This is a genomic window from Vibrio sp. zbq_1 (assembly GCF_043102935.1).
Classification (GTDB): Bacteria; Pseudomonadota; Gammaproteobacteria; order Enterobacterales; family Vibrionaceae; genus Vibrio; species Vibrio parahaemolyticus.
The window spans coordinates 409,649-429,284 of record NZ_JBICJH010000004.1; the positions used below are offsets into that span (position 1 = coordinate 409,649).

19 protein-coding genes are annotated in these 19,636 nt (G+C 47.4%); 13 read left to right on the forward strand and 6 right to left on the reverse strand.

Annotated features, from left to right (window positions below; genetic code table 11):
• Positions 1-24: 24 nt before the first annotated feature.
• The 3 genes from ACF8CV_RS02285 to ACF8CV_RS02295 all read right to left on the reverse strand — a co-directional run bounded on the left by ACF8CV_RS02285 (position 25) and on the right by ACF8CV_RS02295 (position 3,817).
• A complete protein-coding gene (locus tag ACF8CV_RS02285; protein WP_138937138.1) occupies positions 25-2,058 on the reverse strand; it encodes an acetoacetate--CoA ligase in 2,034 nt (677 codons plus the stop codon).
• A gap of 83 nt (positions 2,059-2,141) precedes the next feature.
• A complete protein-coding gene (locus tag ACF8CV_RS02290; protein WP_138937137.1) occupies positions 2,142-3,068 on the reverse strand; it encodes an electron transfer flavoprotein subunit alpha/FixB family protein in 927 nt (308 codons plus the stop codon).
• Positions 3,065-3,817: an electron transfer flavoprotein subunit beta/FixA family protein gene (locus ACF8CV_RS02295; protein WP_138937136.1), complete on the reverse strand. Its 753-nt coding sequence runs from the start codon at positions 3,815-3,817 to the stop codon at positions 3,065-3,067. Before ACF8CV_RS02295 ends, ACF8CV_RS02290 begins: the two co-directional genes overlap by 4 nt.
• Before the next feature lie 158 nt (positions 3,818-3,975).
• Between ACF8CV_RS02295 and ACF8CV_RS02300 the strand changes: the two genes are divergently transcribed.
• From ACF8CV_RS02300 to ACF8CV_RS02345, 10 genes are all read left to right on the forward strand, one after another.
• Complete coding sequence (locus tag ACF8CV_RS02300; RefSeq protein ID WP_138937135.1) at positions 3,976-5,613, forward strand: electron transfer flavoprotein-ubiquinone oxidoreductase; 1,638 nt, start codon at positions 3,976-3,978, stop codon at positions 5,611-5,613.
• Positions 5,614-5,855: 242 nt separating this feature from the next.
• Positions 5,856-6,656, forward strand: coding sequence for an ABC transporter ATP-binding protein (locus ACF8CV_RS02305; protein WP_005463591.1), 801 nt, complete (start codon positions 5,856-5,858; stop codon positions 6,654-6,656).
• Entirely contained in the window at positions 6,656-8,608 is a 1,953-nt protein-coding gene (locus ACF8CV_RS02310) for a long-chain fatty acid--CoA ligase (RefSeq protein WP_138937133.1), read from the forward strand. The genes ACF8CV_RS02305 and ACF8CV_RS02310 overlap by 1 nt, the downstream gene beginning before the upstream one ends.
• Complete coding sequence (locus tag ACF8CV_RS02315) at positions 8,608-9,501, forward strand: branched-chain amino acid ABC transporter permease (protein ID WP_005463595.1); 894 nt, start codon at positions 8,608-8,610, stop codon at positions 9,499-9,501. Before ACF8CV_RS02310 ends, ACF8CV_RS02315 begins: the two co-directional genes overlap by 1 nt.
• Before the next feature lie 11 nt (positions 9,502-9,512).
• Positions 9,513-10,580 (forward strand): branched-chain amino acid ABC transporter permease, encoded by a 1,068-nt coding sequence (locus tag ACF8CV_RS02320; RefSeq protein ID WP_005463596.1) that lies wholly within the window; start codon positions 9,513-9,515, stop codon positions 10,578-10,580.
• A gap of 54 nt (positions 10,581-10,634) precedes the next feature.
• Positions 10,635-11,879: an ABC transporter substrate-binding protein gene (locus tag ACF8CV_RS02325; protein ID WP_025505638.1), complete on the forward strand. Its 1,245-nt coding sequence runs from the start codon at positions 10,635-10,637 to the stop codon at positions 11,877-11,879.
• Positions 11,880-11,947: 68 nt separating this feature from the next.
• Positions 11,948-12,769: an ABC transporter ATP-binding protein gene (locus tag ACF8CV_RS02330; protein ID WP_138937132.1), complete on the forward strand. Its 822-nt coding sequence runs from the start codon at positions 11,948-11,950 to the stop codon at positions 12,767-12,769.
• A gap of 9 nt (positions 12,770-12,778) precedes the next feature.
• Positions 12,779-13,981 carry a phenylacetate--CoA ligase family protein gene (locus tag ACF8CV_RS02335; RefSeq protein WP_138937131.1) on the forward strand — a complete coding sequence of 401 codons (1,203 nt, stop codon included), beginning with the start codon at positions 12,779-12,781 and terminating at the stop codon, positions 13,979-13,981.
• Between the two features lie 164 nt (positions 13,982-14,145).
• Positions 14,146-14,748, forward strand: a complete 603-nt coding sequence (locus ACF8CV_RS02340; RefSeq protein ID WP_138937130.1) for a methyltransferase domain-containing protein — start codon at positions 14,146-14,148, stop codon at positions 14,746-14,748.
• A gap of 190 nt (positions 14,749-14,938) precedes the next feature.
• Positions 14,939-15,355 carry a hypothetical protein gene (locus ACF8CV_RS02345; RefSeq protein ID WP_138937129.1) on the forward strand — a complete coding sequence of 139 codons (417 nt, stop codon included), beginning with the start codon at positions 14,939-14,941 and terminating at the stop codon, positions 15,353-15,355.
• A 182-nt stretch (positions 15,356-15,537) separates the two neighbouring features.
• Here ACF8CV_RS02345 and ACF8CV_RS02350 read toward each other — a convergent pair whose 3' ends face one another.
• Together ACF8CV_RS02350 and ACF8CV_RS02355 are read right to left on the reverse strand one after the other, a co-directional pair.
• Positions 15,538-16,200: a c-type cytochrome gene (locus ACF8CV_RS02350; RefSeq protein ID WP_208871053.1), complete on the reverse strand. Its 663-nt coding sequence runs from the start codon at positions 16,198-16,200 to the stop codon at positions 15,538-15,540.
• Positions 16,201-16,243: 43 nt separating this feature from the next.
• On the reverse strand, positions 16,244-17,557 hold the full coding sequence (locus ACF8CV_RS02355) for a molybdopterin-dependent oxidoreductase (protein ID WP_083151788.1): 1,314 nt from the start codon (positions 17,555-17,557) through the stop codon (positions 16,244-16,246).
• Positions 17,558-17,791: 234 nt separating this feature from the next.
• On the opposite strand from ACF8CV_RS02355, the gene ACF8CV_RS02360 reads away from it, so the two are divergent.
• From ACF8CV_RS02360 to ACF8CV_RS02370, 3 genes are all read left to right on the forward strand, one after another.
• Positions 17,792-18,148 carry a MerR family transcriptional regulator gene (locus ACF8CV_RS02360; RefSeq protein WP_025442629.1) on the forward strand — a complete coding sequence of 119 codons (357 nt, stop codon included), beginning with the start codon at positions 17,792-17,794 and terminating at the stop codon, positions 18,146-18,148.
• A 58-nt stretch (positions 18,149-18,206) separates the two neighbouring features.
• Positions 18,207-18,584, forward strand: coding sequence for a carboxymuconolactone decarboxylase family protein (locus tag ACF8CV_RS02365; protein WP_005463606.1), 378 nt, complete (start codon positions 18,207-18,209; stop codon positions 18,582-18,584).
• A 94-nt stretch (positions 18,585-18,678) separates the two neighbouring features.
• The gene (locus ACF8CV_RS02370) at positions 18,679-19,434 is read left to right on the forward strand and encodes a PhzF family phenazine biosynthesis protein (RefSeq protein WP_069544593.1); all 756 of its coding nucleotides are present in this window, start codon (positions 18,679-18,681) and stop codon (positions 19,432-19,434) included.
• A 70-nt stretch (positions 19,435-19,504) separates the two neighbouring features.
• On the opposite strand, the gene ACF8CV_RS02375 is transcribed toward ACF8CV_RS02370, so the two are convergent.
• The gene (locus ACF8CV_RS02375; RefSeq protein WP_015313385.1) at positions 19,505-19,633 is read right to left on the reverse strand and encodes a DUF2474 domain-containing protein; all 129 of its coding nucleotides are present in this window, start codon (positions 19,631-19,633) and stop codon (positions 19,505-19,507) included.
• Positions 19,634-19,636: the final 3 nt, after the last annotated feature.

The following is a 19,636-nucleotide window of genomic DNA, read 5'->3' on the forward strand; positions in this document are numbered from 1 at the left end:
AAGAGCCGCAATAGCGGCTCTTTTTTATAGCGCATTGGTCAGTACTGGCTGTGTTTCAACGGCAATTGCCGCTATCTCTTCCAAAACCTCTGGATTCGCAATTGCGCCGATATTTTTAACTGTCTGACCATTCACGACCTGCTTTACTGCCAGTTCAACCGTTTTACCGGAACGCGTTCGTGGAATATCACTGAGTGCGAAGATCTTGCGCGGGACATGTCGCGGTGAGCAGTTCGCTTTCAACGTTTGGCGGATCAAGTCAGTCAGTTGCGGCGTTAACTCAACACTTTGGCTTAATTTGACGAATAACCAGATCTCTTCAGATTGCTGGCTCAACTTACCGACGGCAATCGAATCTTCGATACCCGATAGCGCGTTCACTTGTTGATAGATTTCTGCTGTGCCAATACGTACACCGCCGGGGTTGAGCGTTGCGTCGCTTCGGCCGTAGAAGATAAAGCCACCGTTTGCGGTTTGCTTGACGTCGTCACCGTGGTGCCAAGTATCAGCAAATTTGCTCCAGTAAGCATCGTGATAACGTTCGCCATTGTCATGCCAAAAGCCGATAGGGAAGTTTGGCAGCGAGTTGTTACATGTTAGTTCTCCGCGTTGTGAAACTACTTCGCTCCCTGCGTCATCAAGCACTTTTACCTTGTTGCCGAGCCCCGCGCCTTGGCATTCCCCTTTGTAGACGGGAGAGATCGGGTTACCGAGAACAAAGCAGCCACAAATGTCGGTTCCGCCAGCGATGGAAGCTAAGTGTAAATCCTGTTTGATATGTTGATAAACGTAACTGAACTGCTCTGGATAGAGCACGGAACCTGTAGAGCATAAGGTCTTCATCGAATCCAAACTATGCTCTGACCGAGGCGAATAATTGGCTTGCTCAAGCGCTTCGAGATACTTTGCAGAGGTACCAAACAGTGACACCGACTGCTCTTCCGCCAAGCGCCAAAGCACAGAATGGTCGGGGTACACGGGGCTACCGTCGTAAATCACCAACGTGGCACCGCTCGCGAGTGCGGAAACATGCCAGTTCCACATCATCCAACCACAAGTGGTGTAGTAGAAAACCTTGTCGAGAGGTTTAACATCGCAGTGCAGTTGATGTTCTTTCAAATGATTGAGTAAGGTTCCACCTACGGAATGGACAATGCACTTAGGCTGCCCTGTGGTTCCTGACGAATATAAAATGAATAACGGGTCATTAAACAGCGCTGGTTGGTAGTGAATAGCTTGTGGAGCAATGTGTTCAGACAACTCGCTCCATGTAATGAAGTCGGAGTCGGATCGTTCGTCTCTTGGTGTTAATTCGCTGCTTGGCGTTAAATAGTCAATTTGGCAAACGCTAATGGTGTTTCCGAGCTTGCTGCTAATCGCTCGGTTTTTTTGCGTCATATCGAAGATCTTGCCGCCAAATTGGTAGCCATTACAACAAAACAATACTTTGGGTGTCACTTGACCGAAACGCTCTAACACGCTGTCGACGCCAAAGTCTGGAGAGGTCGACGTCCAAATAGCACCGAGGCTGGTGGTCGCGAGCATCGCAATTACGGTCTCTGGAAGGTAGGGCAAGTAGGCCGCCACGACATCACCTTTACCGACACCATTTGCAATCAACCATTGTTGGACGATGGACACTTGCTCAATCAACTGTTGACCAGAGAGCTGTTTTTGCTCGCCACTTTCATTGCTGAAAACAATCAATTGTCGCTCTGGTGATTGCTCAGCGTGTACAAGTAAATTCTGAGCGTAGTTAAGGGTTGTATCGCAGAACCAAACCGTATCTCTGTTGATATTTGGTGAGTTTGAATCGCTCCATTTTGGCTCGCCTAAACTTTTGACTTGTGAACCTAACTTGCCAACGACTTTACAAAATTGCCAAGTGTGCTGCCAAAATGCGTCATTGTGTTCAATAGACCAGCGGTGTAATGACGCATAATCGCTAATCTCATTACTTGTGCTGCTTCGTACTTTAGTGCTCTCGATAAATCGAAGTAGGTTACTGTCTCTGACTCGCTCAGCAGATGGCGACCAAATAGGAGTTTGGCTTGGCATAGTTCCCTCTATTTTCAATCCATTGTTAACTTACGTTGATCAAAAAGGGCGAGCATCATCATGCTCGCCCTTAGTCGGTTTATTTATAGTTGCTCAGCGAGCTGAGGCAATATCTCAAACAGATCGCCGACTAACCCATAATCCGCCACTTCGAAGATAGGGGAGTCTGGATCTTTGTTGATAGCGACAATCACTTTCGACTCTTTCATGCCGGCAAGGTGTTGGATTGCACCAGAGATCCCGACGGCAATGTAAAGTTTAGGCGCGACGATTTTGCCTGTTTGACCGACTTGTAAGTCGTTAGCGACAAAACCTGCATCGACAGCAGCGCGAGACGCCCCAATCGCTGCGCCGAGTTTGTCGGCGACTTTTTCGATAAGTTCGAAGTTCTCTTTGCTGCCAACGCCACGACCGCCAGAAATCACGATTTCCGCAGCGGTGAGTTCAGGGCGCTCAGAAACGGTCTTGTCGATAGCAACTAACTCTACAACGGAAGATTGAGCCGAGGTTTGCTGATGTTCAATATCAACTTGGCTATTGCAGGCGACCGGATCAAAGGCCGACGCGCGCACGGTGACCACACGTAAATGGTCGTTTGAAGTCACCTTAGCGAAGGCGTTGCCCGCATAGATTGGACGGATAAACGTCTTATCGTCAACCACTTGAACGATGTCTGAGATTTGTCCTACACCACATTTGGCGGCGATACGTGGCGCAAGATCTTTGCCTTTGGACGATGAGTTAGCCCAAATGCCGTCAAAGCCGTCGGCAAGTCCGACGACTACTGGCGCGATATTTTCCGCGAATTGGTGCACCAGCGATTCGTCGTCAATGCAAATCACTTTTGCAATACCATTGACGCGGCTCGCTTGCTGAGCGACTTCTTCACATTGATAACCAATCACGAGCAATGTGTTATCTTGGCCCGCTTGACTTGCGGCATTCACGACTTTCAACGTATCGGCGTGCAGTTGGTTGTTGTCATGTTCTGCAATAATTAGATTCTTCATGAAATCACCTTCGCTTCGTTACGTAGCTTATCGAGAAGTTCTGAAACAGACTTCACTTTGATACCGGCTTTTCTTTGCGCTGGTGGGGTAACTTCCGTGATGGTTTGGCTAAACACAACTTCAACGCCCAAGCTCTCTGGTGTGATCGTGTCGAGGGGTTTACGTTTGGCCTTCATGATATTAGGTAGGGAAGCGAAGCGAGGCTCGTTTAAACGCAAATCAGTGCTGATCACCGCTGGCAAGTTCATTGCTACCGTCATCAATCCACCATCAACTTCTCGCACCACCTGCACCTTGTGATCTTCAATTTTTACATCCGATGCGAAAGTGGCTTGAGGCCAATCAAGTAAAGCGGCCAGCATCTGCGCGACTTGGTTATTGTCCGTATCGATCGATTGTTTGCCGGTGATCACCAACTGAGCTTGCTCTTGCTCAACAATCGCTTTGAGCAACTTAGACACCACGAGCGGTTCAATTTTGTCCGCCGTGTCGATATGAATCGCGCGATCTGCTCCTAGTGCTAGGGCCGTGCGCAATTGTTCCTGACATTGTGTGCCGCCAGCACTCACAACGATGACTTCTTCTGCAATCCCTTGCTCTTTTAGTCGCACCGCTTCTTCAACGGCGATTTCGCAAAACGGGTTGATAGTCATCTTGACGTTATTGGTTTCAACATCGCTGTTGTCCGGTTTAACACGGACCTTAATGTAGGGATCAATGACCCTTTTAATTGGCACTAGTATTTTCACGTTAGATTCCTTTTTACAGTGAAGACTATCTGTTGACACTGAAGACGATGTGTTGACGTCTTTAAAATGATGTTAATTTACCTTTACGTTTGCGTCAACTTTAAATATATTGTTGATTAACAAGTTGGCAACATGCAAAAGAAGAAGGGAATACAACCATGGAAAGAGACTGCATGGAGTTTGATGTTCTGATTGTTGGTGCGGGCCCGGCGGGCTTGTCTGCTGCCTGTCGCGTCAAACAGTTGGCAATGGAAAAAGACCAAGAAATTTCAGTTTGTGTTGTAGAGAAAGGTTCGGAAGTGGGGGCGCACATTCTCTCTGGCGCGGTGTTTGAAACGCGCAGTTTGGATGAGTTGTTTCCGGATTGGAAAGAAAAGGACGCGCCGCTCAATACCAAAGTCAATCAAGATAAAACCTACTATTTAAGTAACGAACTTAATGGTCATGAACTGCCAACGTGGGCAGTGCCGAATACGCTGCATAACGATGGTAATTACATCATCAGTTTAGGTAGTTTGTGCCGTTGGATGGCAACCCAAGCAGAAAACCTAGGCGTAGAAATCTACCCTGGCTTTAGTGCTAACCGAGCCATTATTGATGAACAAAACCGTGTTTGTGGCGTGCTTACTGGGGACATGGGGTTAGATAAAAACGGCGAGCAAAAAGCCAATTTCGAGCCGGGTATCGAACTTCGCGCTAAGTTTACGCTGTTTGCCGAAGGTGCCAGAGGTCATATTGGTAAGCAATTGATTAACAAATTTAATCTCGCTGAAGATAAAACGCCACAGCACTATGCGATTGGCTTTAAAGAGCTGTGGGAAATACCCGCAGAGCAACATCAGCAAGGATTGGTTGTTCATGGGTTAGGTTGGCCGTTGGCAAACGAAGCAAGTGGTGGCAGTTATCTTTATCATCTTGAGGGCAACCAAGTCGCAGTTGGCCTGATTGTTGACCTTAATTACGAAAATCCCCACCTGAGTCCGTTTGACGAATTTCAGCGTTTTAAACATCACCCGTTGATTGAGCAGTACCTGAAAAACGGTAAGCGCATCAGCTATGGGGCTAGGGCGATTGCCAAAGGCGGCTTTCATTCCCTTCCGACCCAACAATTTGCGGGTGGACTATTGATTGGCTGTGATGCTGGCACGCTCAATAGCGCGAAAATCAAAGGCACGCATACCGCGATGAAGTCGGGGATACTCGCCGCTGAAGCCGTTTTTGAAGCGGTTTCAAATCAATCGGTTATTGCCGACTACCAAAGCCATTTCAAACAGTCATGGCTATATGAAGAGCTTTATCAAGCACGCAACTTCTCTAGCGGAATACACCGTTTTGGCTCTTGGTTAGGCGGTGGTTTAGCGATGTTGGAACACAACGTGTTAAAAGGCAAAGTAAAGTGGAATGTACGTTGTGAACATCCCGATCATCAGTCTTTAATTCTTGCGGAAAACAGCGATGAGATCCTCTATCCGAAACCTGATGGCGTGTTGAGTTTTGACCGCCTTTCTTCCGTCTATTTATCCAATATTTTCCATGAAGAAGACCAACCGTGTCATTTGCAGCTTGCCAGCCAGCGCATTCCTATCGAACAGAACTTGGCGCTCTATGCAGAGCCCGCTCAACGCTACTGTCCTGCTGGGGTGTATGAAATTGTAGAAGGTGTAGAGCAAGCCAAATTACAGATTAATGCGGCGAACTGTATTCACTGTAAAACCTGCGATATCAAAGACCCAAGTCAAAACATCACCTGGACGCCTCCTGAAGGTGGTGGTGGTCCCAACTACCCAAATATGTAGTGGTCTGAGAATAGTTTTTATTAACAACTTATTTACTTAAAGTTTGCGTCAGTTCAAATCTTTATCGGTGAACTCGATTGCAACTTAATCTTCAAGGCATTATTCTGATTTTAAATTGACGTTTACGTAAACTGAATGAAAAGTTGATGCATAGGTGTAGAAGCGGTTACCAGTATCAAAGTGAAGTTTGATATCGAAATAGTGCTCAAGGAAACGCACTCAAAATGAAAGGGAGATCAACTATGGTATCGGAAACACCTCTTTTGCAGGTAAACGATATTTCATTGGCCTTTGGTGGGGTGAAAGCGTTAACCGACGTGAGCTTCCATGTGAACGAGAAGGAAATTTTCTCAATCATCGGTCCCAATGGTGCAGGTAAAACTTCGATGCTCAACTGCATCTCTGGCCGATACACTCCGAACAAAGGGTCGGTCATCTTTGCTGGAAACGACGTAACCAAACGTACCCCGAGCCAACGCGCTGAGTTAGGTCTGGGCAGAACCTTCCAGAACTTAGCACTTTTCTCACATATGTCAGTGCTCGACAACATCATGGTTGGCCGACACCACCTGTTGAAAAACAACTTCGTGACAGGCCCGCTTTACTGGTTCTCTAACGCGCAAAAAGAAGAGATGGCACACCGCAAATACGTGGAAGACGTCATCGATTTTCTTGAAATCCAACACATCCGCAAAGCCACCGCTGGCACGCTTTCTTACGGTTTACGTAAACGTGTCGAGCTTGCACGCGCAATAGCGTTAAGACCAAAACTTCTTTTACTCGATGAGCCGATGGCCGGTATGAACCTTGAAGAAAAGGAAGACATGGCACGTTACATCATGGATCTGAACGAAGAACTCGACATCACCATCATCATGATCGAACACGACATGGGCGTAGTCATGGATATCTCTAACCGCGTGTTGGTTTTGGATTTTGGTAAACACATTGCAATGGGCGAACCGGAAGAAGTGATGGCGAACCCACACGTGAAACAGGCTTATTTGGGTGAAGAACTACCGACATTAGAGGAGAGTGCATAATGGCACAGCAACATAATGATTGGGCAGATATAACCAGCTTAGATACCTTTCCAAAAGTGTTGCAGCACAATGCCAAGCACTGGCCAGAGCAAGTGGCAATGCGAGAGAAAGAGTTCGGTATTTGGCGAGAGTTTACTTGGCAGGATTACGAAAACCGAGTCAAGTGGATGGCATTATCGCTACAAGATTTAGGCATCGGCGAGCAAGATGTGATTGGCCTGTTGGGGGATAACCGACCTGAATGGGTGTGGGGTGAACTGGCTGCGCACGCGATCAAAGGCTATTCACTGGGTATCTATCAAGATTCCATGCATGAGGAAGTGGCGTACTTAATCAATTACGCGAAAGCAAAAGTTGTGATTGCCGAAGATGAAGAGCAATGCGACAAATTGCTTGAGCTAGGCGATGAAATTCCAAGTGTGGAATACATCATTTACTGCGATCCACGCGGGATGCGCAAATACGATGATCCGCGACTGATTGATGTTGAGCAGGTTTACAAAAAAGGGCAGCTGATCGATAAAGCTAACCCAGATAAGTATCTCAATATGGTTGCCGCAACCAAAGGCAGTGATCTCTCGATTCTTTGTACCACTTCGGGTACGACCTCAAAACCGAAATTGGCGCAACTTCACAGCGGCACGTTCTTAGATCACTGTGCGGCTTACTTGCGTGCGGACCCACGTTCTCCGGGCGACAACTACGTTTCTGTACTGCCTCTGCCTTGGATCATGGAGCAGGTGTATGTGGTTGGTCAGGCGTTGATTTCACGTCAAATCGTCAACTTCGTGGAAGAACAAGAAACCATGATGTCGGACTTACGCGAGATTGGCCCGAACTTTGTGCTGCTTGCACCGCGAGTATGGGAAAACATTGTGGCGGACGTCTCTGCACGCATGATGGATTCCACACCGTTCAAGCAGAAGATGTACAAACTCGGTATGAGCTTAGCGAACAAAGCGCTGGATCAAGGCAAACGCTCTAAGCTGGCGGAATGGATTTTACTACGTGCCCTGCGTGACCGTTTAGGTTTCTCGAATCTGTCTTCTGCGGCTACCGGTGGTGCGGCAATGGGGCCAGATACTTTCCGTTACCTGCAAGCTATCGGTGTGCCACTCAAACAGCTTTATGGCCAGACCGAAATGTGTGGTGCGTACACCGTACACCAAGCCGATGACGTGGATTACGATTCAGTCGGTGTCGCATTTGACAATGCCGACGTGAAAGTCATCAACCCAGACAGCAATGGGGTGGGTGAGATCATCGCGAAAAGTACCGGCATGTTTACCGGCTATCTCAATAACCAAGCGGCGTACGATGAAGATGTTCAAGATGGTTGGATGCACACAGGCGATGCGGGCTACTTTAAAGATTCTGGCCACTTAGTCGTTATCGACCGTTTGAAAGATATGTCGGAAACCAGCCACGGCGACCGTTACTCTCCGCAGTTCATTGAAAACAAACTCAAGTTCTCGCCATTTATCGCAGAAGCGGTGGTGGTGGGTAAAGGCCGACCTTGGCTCTCCGCAATTATCTGTATTCGTTATGCGATTGTCGCCAAGTGGGCGGAACAAAAGGGCATTGCATTCACCAACTACACCAATCTTTCTGCACAGCCAGAAGTGTACAAAGCGATTCGCGAAGAAGTGCTGAAAGTGAATGAGTCGCTGCCAGACGCACAGAAAATCAGCAAATTCATTCTGCTTTATAAAGAGCTGGACGCGGATGACGGCGAGCTAACTCGTACACGTAAAGTGCGTCGTGGTGTGGTTGCCGAGAAATACGGCGACATCATCGAAACCATTTACAGCGCAGCACCGACGGTGGATGTCGACACGGTGATCACTTATCAGGATGGAACCAAGACACGCATTCAAACGTCGCTGGTGATAGAAACGCTTATTCAACATGAGCTGACACTGGTGGATAGCGAACAACGGAGGATCGCATAGTGAATACGGATTTATTACTGCAACTCGTCATTAATGGCGTGATCGTCGGCATGTTGTATGGCGTGGTCGCCATGTGCTTTGTACTGATTTACAAATCAACTCAGGTGGTGAACTTTGCTCAGGGTGAGTTTCTATTAATCGGCGCGTGGGTGTGTTGGGCTGCATTGGTTCATCTACAGCTGCCATTTTTCGTCGGCTTCTTACTCACGCTCGCCTTTATGATGGTGTTTGGTATCGCTGTGCAAACCATTGTGCTCAGGCCGTTGATTGGTGAGCCGATCATCTCGGTGATCATGGTGACGATTGGGTTGTCGATGTTCTTCCAAGCCCTGATGAAATGGATGTTTGGTGTATCGGCGGTGTCGTACCCACAGGTATTCGAAACCAACGTCGTCAATATTGGTGGTTTGAACGTAGAATTTGCTTACATCCTCAGTTTGATCTTTTCGATGATCATCATGGGCGCGTTCTACTGGTTCTTCAAATTCAGCAAAATGGGTTTGGCGATGAGAGCGACGGCATTTAACCAGCAGGTCGCCCAGAGTCTTGGCATTTCCATCAAGAAAGTGTTCGCCATCAGTTGGGCTATTTCGGCGATGGTATCCGCGACAGCAGGGATTGTTATCGGGATCGTAAATGGCGTATCAGACGCGTTATCTATCATCGGCATCAAGGTGTTCCCAGCGGTTATTTTAGGTGGCTTGGATTCCGTGGTTGGCGCAATCGTCGGTGGTATCACCATCGGGGTGCTGGAGAACTTGGCTGAGTTCTTTGATAGCCAATACCTGCAAGTGGGTAACCTTTACAACATCGCACCGTTCTATGTGCTGTTAATCATTCTTGCCTTCAAGCCATACGGCCTGTTTGGTACCAAAGATATTGAGCGTATTTAAGGAGAAATACTATGGCTCAACTTAGCATGCGCCCATGTGGGGATTTTCGAACCACATACAAAAGTGATACGCCAATTTTTGAAACAAAAACCATCAGAAGCCTAGCGATAGCGGGTGTGATCGCCATGCTGGCCGCACCTCTGGTACTGGATATTTACTTCCTCAACCTGTTTATTCAGATTGCGTACCTCGGTATTGCGGCCCTTGGTTTGAACATTTTGGTCGGCTTTACCGGACAAATCTCGCTAGGTCACGGTGCGTTCTTTGGCTTTGGCGCGTTTGCATCGGCTTGGCTGAACAACCAGTTCAACATTCCAGTGGTATTTGCCATTCCGCTCGCGGGTTACTTGACCATGATCGTCGGGATGCTCTTTGGCTTGCCAGCCGCGCGAATCAAAGGTTTGTACCTTGCGATTGCAACTTTAGCTGCGCAGTTCATTTTGGAAGACTTCTTTGCTCGCGCGGAGTGGTTCAGTGGTGGTTCATACGGTGCGAGTGCCAGCCCAATCAACCTGTTTGGCTTCGAGTTCTCGACCGATGAAAGCTTCTTCTATGTTGCACTGTTTGCGCTGATCTTTATGTATCTATGGGCTTCCAACCTCATCCGTTCTCGTGATGGTCGTGCGTTTGTTTCGGTACGCGATCATTACCTATCGGCTGAAATCATGGGTATCAACCTGACTAAATATCGTCTGCTCTCTTTTGGAGTGTGTGCGTTTTATGCAGGCATCGGCGGCGCGCTCTACGGGCATTACTTAGGGTTCGTTTCTGCTGAAGGCTTCACCATCATGATGTCTATTCAGTTCCTCGCGATGATCATCATCGGTGGTCTGGGATCGGTGAAAGGTACATTGATGGGCACGATCTTCATCGTGTTGCTACCGGAGGTTTTAGAGTTTGGTGTGACGGGGCTGGCTGCGTTTAGCGATAACACGTCGTTCATTGATGGGCTTGCTTACTTCAAAGAAATGGCGATTGGTTTGGTCATCATGCTGTTCCTGATTTTTGAACCTCAAGGATTGTCGCATCGCTGGCAACAAATTCGAGCATATTGGAAACACTATCCGTTTTCTTATTAATCGGTACGTCGTGTACTTAAGTGGAATATACCTAAATAACAAGGACAACGAGTTATGAACAAAGGACATTTAGCGACAACGTTGGTGCTATCTTCGGCACTGTTTACTACCGCATCTTGGGCAAAAGATTCCGTGTTTGTCGGGCATCTGGTGGATTTCTCTGGTCCAACGGCTTATGTAAGTAAACCGTACGGCTCTGGTGTACGAGATGCACTGCAGTGGATTAATGAAAATGGCGGCATCAACGGTACCGAATTAGAATTTGAAACGGTGGACATGGCGTACAAAGTGCCAGTGGCGATTTCTAACTACAAACGTTGGGTTGCGCGTAAAAACATGGTCGCGATGCAAGGGTGGGGCACAGCAGATACCGAAGCGCTGATCTCATTCGTAACCAAAGACAAAGTGCCAGTATTCTCTGCGTCTTACTCGGGTCACTTAACAGACCCTACGGGCAAAAACCCGAAGACAGCCAAGCCTGCTCCATACAACTTCTTCTATGGCGCGTCTTATTCAGATGCCTGTCGTGCGTTGGTGAAATGGGCGAAAGAGGATTGGGAATCAAAAGGCAATACCACGGCACCTAAATTTACTCACATTGGTGATAACCATCCGTTCCCGAATGCACCAAAAGACGCGTGTGCGGAATACGCCAAAGAGCTGGGCTTTGAAGTGCAAAACCCAGTGGTTGTCTCACTCAAACCGGGTGATTTCAAAGCGCAATGTCTGTCGCTAAAAGAATCCGGCACCAACTACGGTTACATCGCGAACCTAGGTGGCTCAGTCATTTCACTAGTGAAGTCGTGTAACACGGTTGGCACGGAATTCCAGTACATGGCGAATATCTGGGGTGGTGATAAACCCGTAATTGAAGCGGCAGGTGACGGTCTGAAAGATTACGTGTTCCCAGGTATGACGGCATTCTGGGGCGACGATAGCGAAGGCATGAAGCTGGTTCAGCAAATCTCCAAACTGTCTGAATCTGAGCCGGGAGAGTTCCGAACTCACCATTACATTCGCGGCGTTTGTTCAGCGTTTTACATGAAAGAAGCGATGGAATGGGCGAAGGACAACGGCGGCATTACGGGTGAAAACATCAAGAAAGGCATGTACGTACACAAAAACTGGGTTCCGAAAGGTCTAGAAGGCGTGTGTATTCCTGCTAACTGGCAACCAGAAGATCACCGCGGCACTACCACCGTAAACGTGTTTATGGGTAACAACCAAGGCGGTGCAGTAGACATCAAGAAAGTGTCTCAGGTGACATTGTCACGCCGTGACGATTGGCTAGGTTACTAACAACAAAACAAGAACAGGTGAGGGGATGCGATATACATCATCCCTTCCTCTGCACAAGGAGTGGCTTGATGAGTGAATTAGCAAGGGATATAGAACCAGCGGAGATCTTACTCTCGGTAAACAACATCGAAGTGGTCTACGACGAAGTTATTTTGGTTCTGCGTGGCGTGAGCCTTGAAGTACCTAAAGGTCAAATCGTGACGCTGTTAGGCGCGAACGGGGCCGGTAAATCGACCACACTAAAAGCCATTTCGGGTTTGTTAAAAACCGAAGATGGTGAAGTGACTCGCGGGGAAATTAACTTCATGGGCGAACGTATCGATAACAAAAGCCCAGAAGAGATTGTCCGTTCGGGCATTTTCCAAGTGATGGAAGGGCGTAGAATCGTCGAAGACATGACGATTATCGAGAACCTTCGTTTAGGGGCGTTTACCCGCAACGACAACGAGGTTGAGCAAGACATCGAAATGGTGTTTGATTACTTCCCTCGACTCAAAGAACGAACTGGTCTCGCAGGCTATTTGTCGGGCGGTGAGCAGCAGATGTTGGCAATTGGCCGCGCACTGATGGCCCGCCCGAAAATGATCTTACTTGATGAGCCGTCGATGGGGCTTTCACCACTGTTGGTGAAGGAAGTGTTCAGCATCATTGAGAAGATCAACAAAGACCAAGGCATTACCATGTTGCTGGTGGAACAGAACGCAAACTTTGCGCTTCATGCGGCCGACTATGGCTACATCATGGAATCCGGCAAAATTGTGCTCGATGGCAGTAAGCACGAGCTGCTTAATAACGAAGACGTGAAAGAGTTCTATCTGGGTGGCGGCGATGAAGAGCGCAAGAGCTTCAAGAACTTAAAATCTTACAAACGTCGTAAGCGCTGGTTGTAAGGAGCAGAGATGAACGAATTATTCGATGCAAAAGAGTCTTTATCTCCCGCTGAGAGAGAAGAATCGTTGTTTCAACGTCTGCCGACACTGATTGAAAACGCAAAAGCGAACAGCGAGCACTACGGCAACATCTTCGCAGATATCGACGCCTCAATCGCAAGTAACCGTGAAGGGCTATCGAAGTTGCCGATTACACGCAAGTTTAATGTGCCCAGCCAGCAGCAACTCAAGCCGCCGTTTGGGGGCTTGAACAGCGTCAGTATCGGGCAAATGGCTCGCGTGTTTCAATCTCCAGGCCCGTTGTATGAGGCGCAAACGGATGAATCGGACTTCTGGCGAATGGGACGCGCGTTTCATGCCGCAGGATTTCGCCGTGGTGACTTGATCCACAACACGCTCTCTTACCACTTCTCTCCGGGTGGATTCATTATGGATGGCGGTGCTAGAGCGTGTGGCTGCGCGGTATTTCCGGCTGGGGTAGGTAATACCGAAGCGCAGATTGAAGCGATCAAACAGCTTCAGCCGACGGGTTACACGGGAACGCCATCTTATTTGTTGACGCTGCTACAGAAATACCAAGAGCAATACGGCGAGTTACCTAGTTTTACCAAAGCGTTGGTTTCTGGTGAAGCCGTCACCGAAGATATGCAACAAGCGTTTACGGACAAAGGGATTGCTGTATTTCAAGCCTACGCGAGTGCCGAGCTTGGTTTGATTGCGTATCAAGTCGCTGGCGAGCAAGGCTTAGTGATTGGCGAAGATATTATTGTCGAAATCGTTGATCCCGACGGTATACCAGTACAACTGGGTGAGGTCGGAGAGGTGGTCGTTACCTCACTAGATGAGAAGTTTCCGCTGATTCGCTATGCAACGGGAGATTTATCGGCTTATTTAGATTCAGGCTCAGATTCGCCACGCACAAATGCGCGAATAAAGGGTTGGATGGGGCGTGCCGATTCGGCAGTCAAAGTTAAAGGCTTATTTGTGTATCCGCATCAGATCCAAGAAGTGTGTCGACGTCATGAAATCAAAGGTTCTTTGAAGATTGAGCGTGACGGCTTCAGCGATACCATCACATTCTGTTGTCATGATGTACATGTATCGGCAGAGGACATTCAAGCGACACTTCAATCCGTCACCAAACTGAAAGGCAATGTTCAGTTTGTTGCAAACGATGCGGATCAGCCCTTGATCAATGATTTGCGCAGTTAGATGAATAATAAGAACAGTCACGTCATTAACAACGTTAAACATCAACACTAGGTATTTAACGCTAGGCTATAAAAGAAAAGGGATACCGAGATTCATCGCGTATCCCTTTCTGTTTTGAGTGCATGCTTTTGTTGAATGTGTGCATGTGAGCGAGAACAAGAACGATGAAAAGCAAAGATTTACCAATCATCAATGAACAATTTTGGGATGCGCTGTTTTTTAGCGGCACGATGCCTTGGGATCGTAACCAAACGCCAAACGAGCTGAAGCACTACTTAAAACGCATTGCTGACAAGGCTCACTCGGTGTTTATCCCTGGCTGCGGCGCAGCTTATGAAGTATCGCATTTTGTCGATTGCGGACATGACGTTATCGCAATGGATTACAGCGCAGAAGCCGTCAATCTTGCGAAATCTCAGCTTGGTCAACATCAAGATAAAGTGATGTTGGGGGATGTATTTAATGCGGACTTTTCCCGAGCGTTTGATGTGATTTATGAACGCGCATTTTTAGCCGCACTACCGAGAGAAATATGGGGTGATTACTTTGCGATGATTGAGCGTTTGCTACCAAGTAATGGCTTGCTGGTGGGGTATTTTGTTATCAGCGACGACTACCGATCGCGTTTTCCTCCCTTTTGTTTGCGTAGCGGAGAGATTGAACAAAAGCTAGCGGCCAACTTCCACCTAATCGAAAGCGCACCCGTTACCGACAGCGTTGATGTCTTTAAAGGTAAAGAACAGTGGATGGTGTGGCAGAAGAAATGAGGTCATGGCGATTCAATCTGACATTGTTGGTGATCTTTAGTTGTCCAATTACCTATTAGTAGTTTAGTAGTTGACTCATTTTTGGATTAGATATGGAGACATAGATTATACCGAATAGACACCTTGCTATCCTCGAACTCCATTGCCTAGACTTTAATCTGATTACCCATGCTAAACGAAGGTATTCTTCATGAAAATAATGTCTAAATGTAATGTGTTCGTTATCTCTTTATTCACTTTGGGGCTTTTAGGCTGCGCAAGCACGAAAGACAATATGGTGGCCAAAGGGTTTCCTGTTCAATATGCAGAGGGTTTTGATGACGGGTGTCACAGTGGATACAAAGCGGCTGGAAGCTTGTTTGATGAATTTAAGAAAGACATTTCCCGATTTAACTCTGATAAAAAGTATGCTCAAGGTTGGTCTGATGGATTCAGACAGTGTGAGAGTGAACAGGAAGCAATTGAGCGTCAAACCCGAATAACAATAGAGCAGCAAAAACTGATTGAACAACGCGAAGCCAATGAGCGCTCAGAGACATATCTTCTTGAAAAACATGCATTAGAAGGAGTCGATACAAGCGGACTTGAGAGTTTAACCCCCAAGTAGCGGTGGAGTATTGTGATTGCGAGTCGATGTACTTTCCATATATTTAGTATTTCGCAAAACGACGTAAATGTATGGAATGGGCCGCAGTCGTTTACTATAACTGGCGGTCGCGCGGAACTTCACTTTGTCCAAGGACGGGTTGAGTCTCGTATAATCAAATAGCGATAGCAGCTGACGTTTGATTACCCTCCATAATAGGTAGAAAGGTATTCCAGAATGGCTTCTCGGTCGTCGCCTGATAAATCTTCCATACCTTGCTCTTCAATCATCCAGTCGAGGGTTTCATCCCATCTTTGGCGGCTTAGTCCTTGTTGTGTGACCATGTGTAACGAATGACAGGCTGAGCAGACTGCTGCGACGAGCTCCATATTCTCTCCCGGCGTTAATATCCCATTACCTGGCGATTTAACCTCCAATCCTGATGACGTCATATTCCAATTGGGTGGTGTCGGGTTTTTCGTTGCAAGCCATGCAATGATAGCCGCGCGCGCACCGGGATCTGTTACGCCAGGGAAGACCATGTTGGTTCCTTGCGCGAAGTCATTCGGAGCGGATAAAAATGCGTCCAACTTTTCAGCGTCCCACTTTCCTTGATGTTGTCTAATTCCGTCGCTGTAATTGAAGCCCTCAAAACTGGCGATATTGCGCTCCGCTAGCCCCCATAAGGGCGGGCCAACCACTGTTACGCCATTCGGCTCAAATTGATGGCAGGCTTTACAAACCATGGCTTGCTTCTCGCCTGCTGCAATCAACTCGTCGTTACTCGCAAGAACAGGGGCGCTTAACAAAGCCAAAAGGGTGAAAGCGAGCGGGAGTACCCTCTCTGATGGTTGTTTTGTTCTCACCTTGTTATGTCCCCTAAGTTCTCACCATTCTGCTATTGACTCTTTAACTTCGTACAATCAATGCGATGCGGTGGAAAGTGTTGTTGAGGTAACCTTTCGGATTCCATGCAATGGCAAAAGGCTGGCTGACGCCTTGATCGTCAGTTGCTTTCGCCCACACTTCGTAGTAACCCGCTTGAGGGAACTTCACCTTAGCATTGAACGTTTGCCAAGCACCGTCATTGGTAGGAGCTGCGAGGTCGGCATCCATCCATGTTGCGCCAAAATCAATCGAAATCTGCACTTTGGTCACTTTTCGGTCGCCAGACCAAGCATGTCCGCGAATGGCTATTTCATTGCCATTGACTTCTGTGTTGGTTTGCGGAGAGGTGATGAGCGATTTTACTGGCATACGCTCTATGATCTCGAAATCCTCTTTCGCCACGTTTTCTCCCGGGGCTACGGGGCGGTTAGGGACTCGATAGGAAGTGCCTGTCATCTTTGGCCCATCGTGTATTTGATCGCGAATTTGAATGCGAGTGAGCCATTTTTGCGAACAAGAACCTGGCCAACCTGGAACCACTAAACGCAATGGCGCACCATTCATAGGGTGAAGTGCTTCGCCGTTTTGAGCAAAGGCGATGAGATTTTCACTGCCCATGGCTTTAGCAATGGGGACGCCACGAGAAATTGGTAACTTGCCTTCTTTGCCTGAAAGATGCTTGTCGGCACCATAGTGCGCGGTGTAAACGGCTCCGTCTTTTACGCCTGCGGCTTTGAGCACGTCGGCCAAGCGAACGCCTGTCCAACTAGAGCAAGCCACAGCGCCGTAAGTCCATTGATTACCGGATGCTTTGGGATCAAAGAACGCTCGGCCGTTACCACCACATTCAACGACCAGTTGCTGTTCTACGACATCGAAGTTCTTTTTGAGATCGGCAATCGACAGCGACATTGGTTTGTCGACCAATCCATCAATGGTCAACGTCCAAGTTTCAGGGTTTACGTCTGTTGGTGGAATACCGTTGTTGCGAATGAAATGGCGTCGAGTTGGAGTTACGTCGTCATTCAACAAATGGGGTGGGGTTTCTGCATTCATCGGTCTGTCGTTGAGCACCGTTAAACCGTCTTTGCCTTCGATCATGACGTCATCAAGACCCTCTGCAAAAGCTGCGGGGATGATGCCAGCCGGCATATTGCGATGGAATGGGATAAATCCACCAAGCGCGGCGGCCATGGTCGCTAAACCAGCGCCTTTTAGAAAACCGCGCCTGTCTGGGTAGCTGACTCGTCCAAAGACTTTCTCATCCGCAGATTTGGGATTGTTTTCATAATACTTATAGATCCCTTGCGGTTTGTTTTTCTCGTTCTCACTCATGATGTGTTCCTTTGTCGGCACACGCCCAAGAACTGCTACGTCATTCTTGTCCCTTAGTTCGTATCGCCGATCTCTACAGTTGCCTTACTAAAGGGTTTACATCAATAAAAGTAGACGACTATTTATAGTCTTAACAACATCGGTAAGAAACTAGACTGCTTGCTTTGCAAAGGTTATCCATAGTGTGGTTACATTACTTGTGGTCACAGGAAGGGATAATCTTCGGTAAAAATAATGAATATGAAAGAGTTTTCCAGCGCAGTTGGGTTGTCGTCTTACACGCTTCGATACTATGAAAAAATTGGCTTACTGAAACATGTCCACCGAAATAGCAGTGGGCACCGTGTCTACACCCATCGAGATATTGATTGGGTCAACTTCATCAAGCGGCTGAAAGAGACGGGAATGCCGTTAGAAGAGATTCAAGAATATGCTTCATTGAGGGAGATTGGCTCGCAAACGACTGCTGACAGACAAAAGCTTTTGGAAGCTCATCGAGATAATTTAATAGAGCATATCCGACAACAAAATGAGCATCTGAAACGATTAGAAGAAAAAATAAATCTGTATAAAAGCGGAAAAGTACGTTGACTTAGAGTTCACTCTAACTTGTAAGGTGTGCGGGTATTCACTCAAAGGAGCACACAAAATGGAAAATACGCGATTTCAAACAGGGTTAGAGCAGTTATCAAAAATCGATGGGGAGGCCGGCCAAAAAGTTATCGAAAGCCTGAACGACATTTGCCCTGATTTAGCAAAGTTCACGATTGAGTACCCATTTGGCGACATCTACACCCGTGAAGGGCTAGATCTAAAATCGCGAGAGATCGCTACGGTGTCCGCATTGACGGCGATGGGGAACTGTACTCCACAGCTTAAAGTGCATTTACACGCAGCGCTAAACGTTGGCTGTACGGAAGAAGAGATCAAAGAAGTGATCATACAAATGTCTGTTTACGCAGGATTTCCAGCTGCATTAAATGGCATGTTTGCCTTTAAAGAAGTACTCTCGGAAAGGCAGGTTTAGCTGCCTGCAAGCAACATTGAAAGTGAGCGTTAGGAGTCTCTAACGCTTTTATTTTTATATTTTTTAACGCGTTATTAAACCGCAAGGATGGTGGATGATTAAAGCGCAGATATATGATGTATTTTGTGATGAGTTGGCTCAAGGTAACCCTTGTGGCGTTGTCGAACTAAATCACTGGCTGAGTGATTCTGAGTTACTTCAAATCACTCATCAGGTCGCTCAACCTGTCACATCATTTGTGGTTCAGTCTGGCAGTGACTACCACATTCGTTGGTTTACTCTAGCAGGGGAAATCAACTTATGCGGACATGGGAGTTTAGGCGCAGGAGCCGCGCTCATTTCTAAATATCATCGGAATGAGGTCATTCTTCAAAGTTCGCATGGTCATATTACTGTTTCTGAACTGGATGGAATGTACAGGATTGTGATGCCAAGTTGGCAAGCCAAGCCTCATGCCATCCCCTTGGATATTTCAGGCTTCTCCAATCGCCCCATAGGTGCTTTTACAACGCGTGATTTGGTTGTTGTTCTCGAATCCGAAGATGATGTTGTTCGCTATCAACCTAACTTTGATGAGCTGATTAAAATTGATGAGTTTCATGCTGTCATCGTGACGGCTCAAAGTTCTGATAGTGGTTATGTGCTGCGTTACTTTGCACCTAAAATCGGTATTTCAGAAGATCTTGCCACAGGCTCGGCTCAGTGCTCATTAGCGCCTTATTGGTTTGAAAAGCTGGGCAAAGAAAAATTGACGGCTCGTCAGCTATCTCGTTCTGGTGGTTATTTTGAAGTGGTTCGTGGTTCAGAATCTACTATCGTATTGTCTGCACAAATAAAAAGTCGGACTTGAATATAAACGCCTCTAGCTCTTACACAAGCTCTAGAGGCATCCATTTTTTTATTGACTTAAAAGTGCCGAGCTAAGATTTTAACCCTGCCGCGGTCATCATGACGCGAAACAGCATTGATACGAACCCCAGAGCTAGCACACTGGCCGCCCAGATCCCAACCATCCAAGCCCACTGGCGGCACCAATTTTTGATTTTCATACT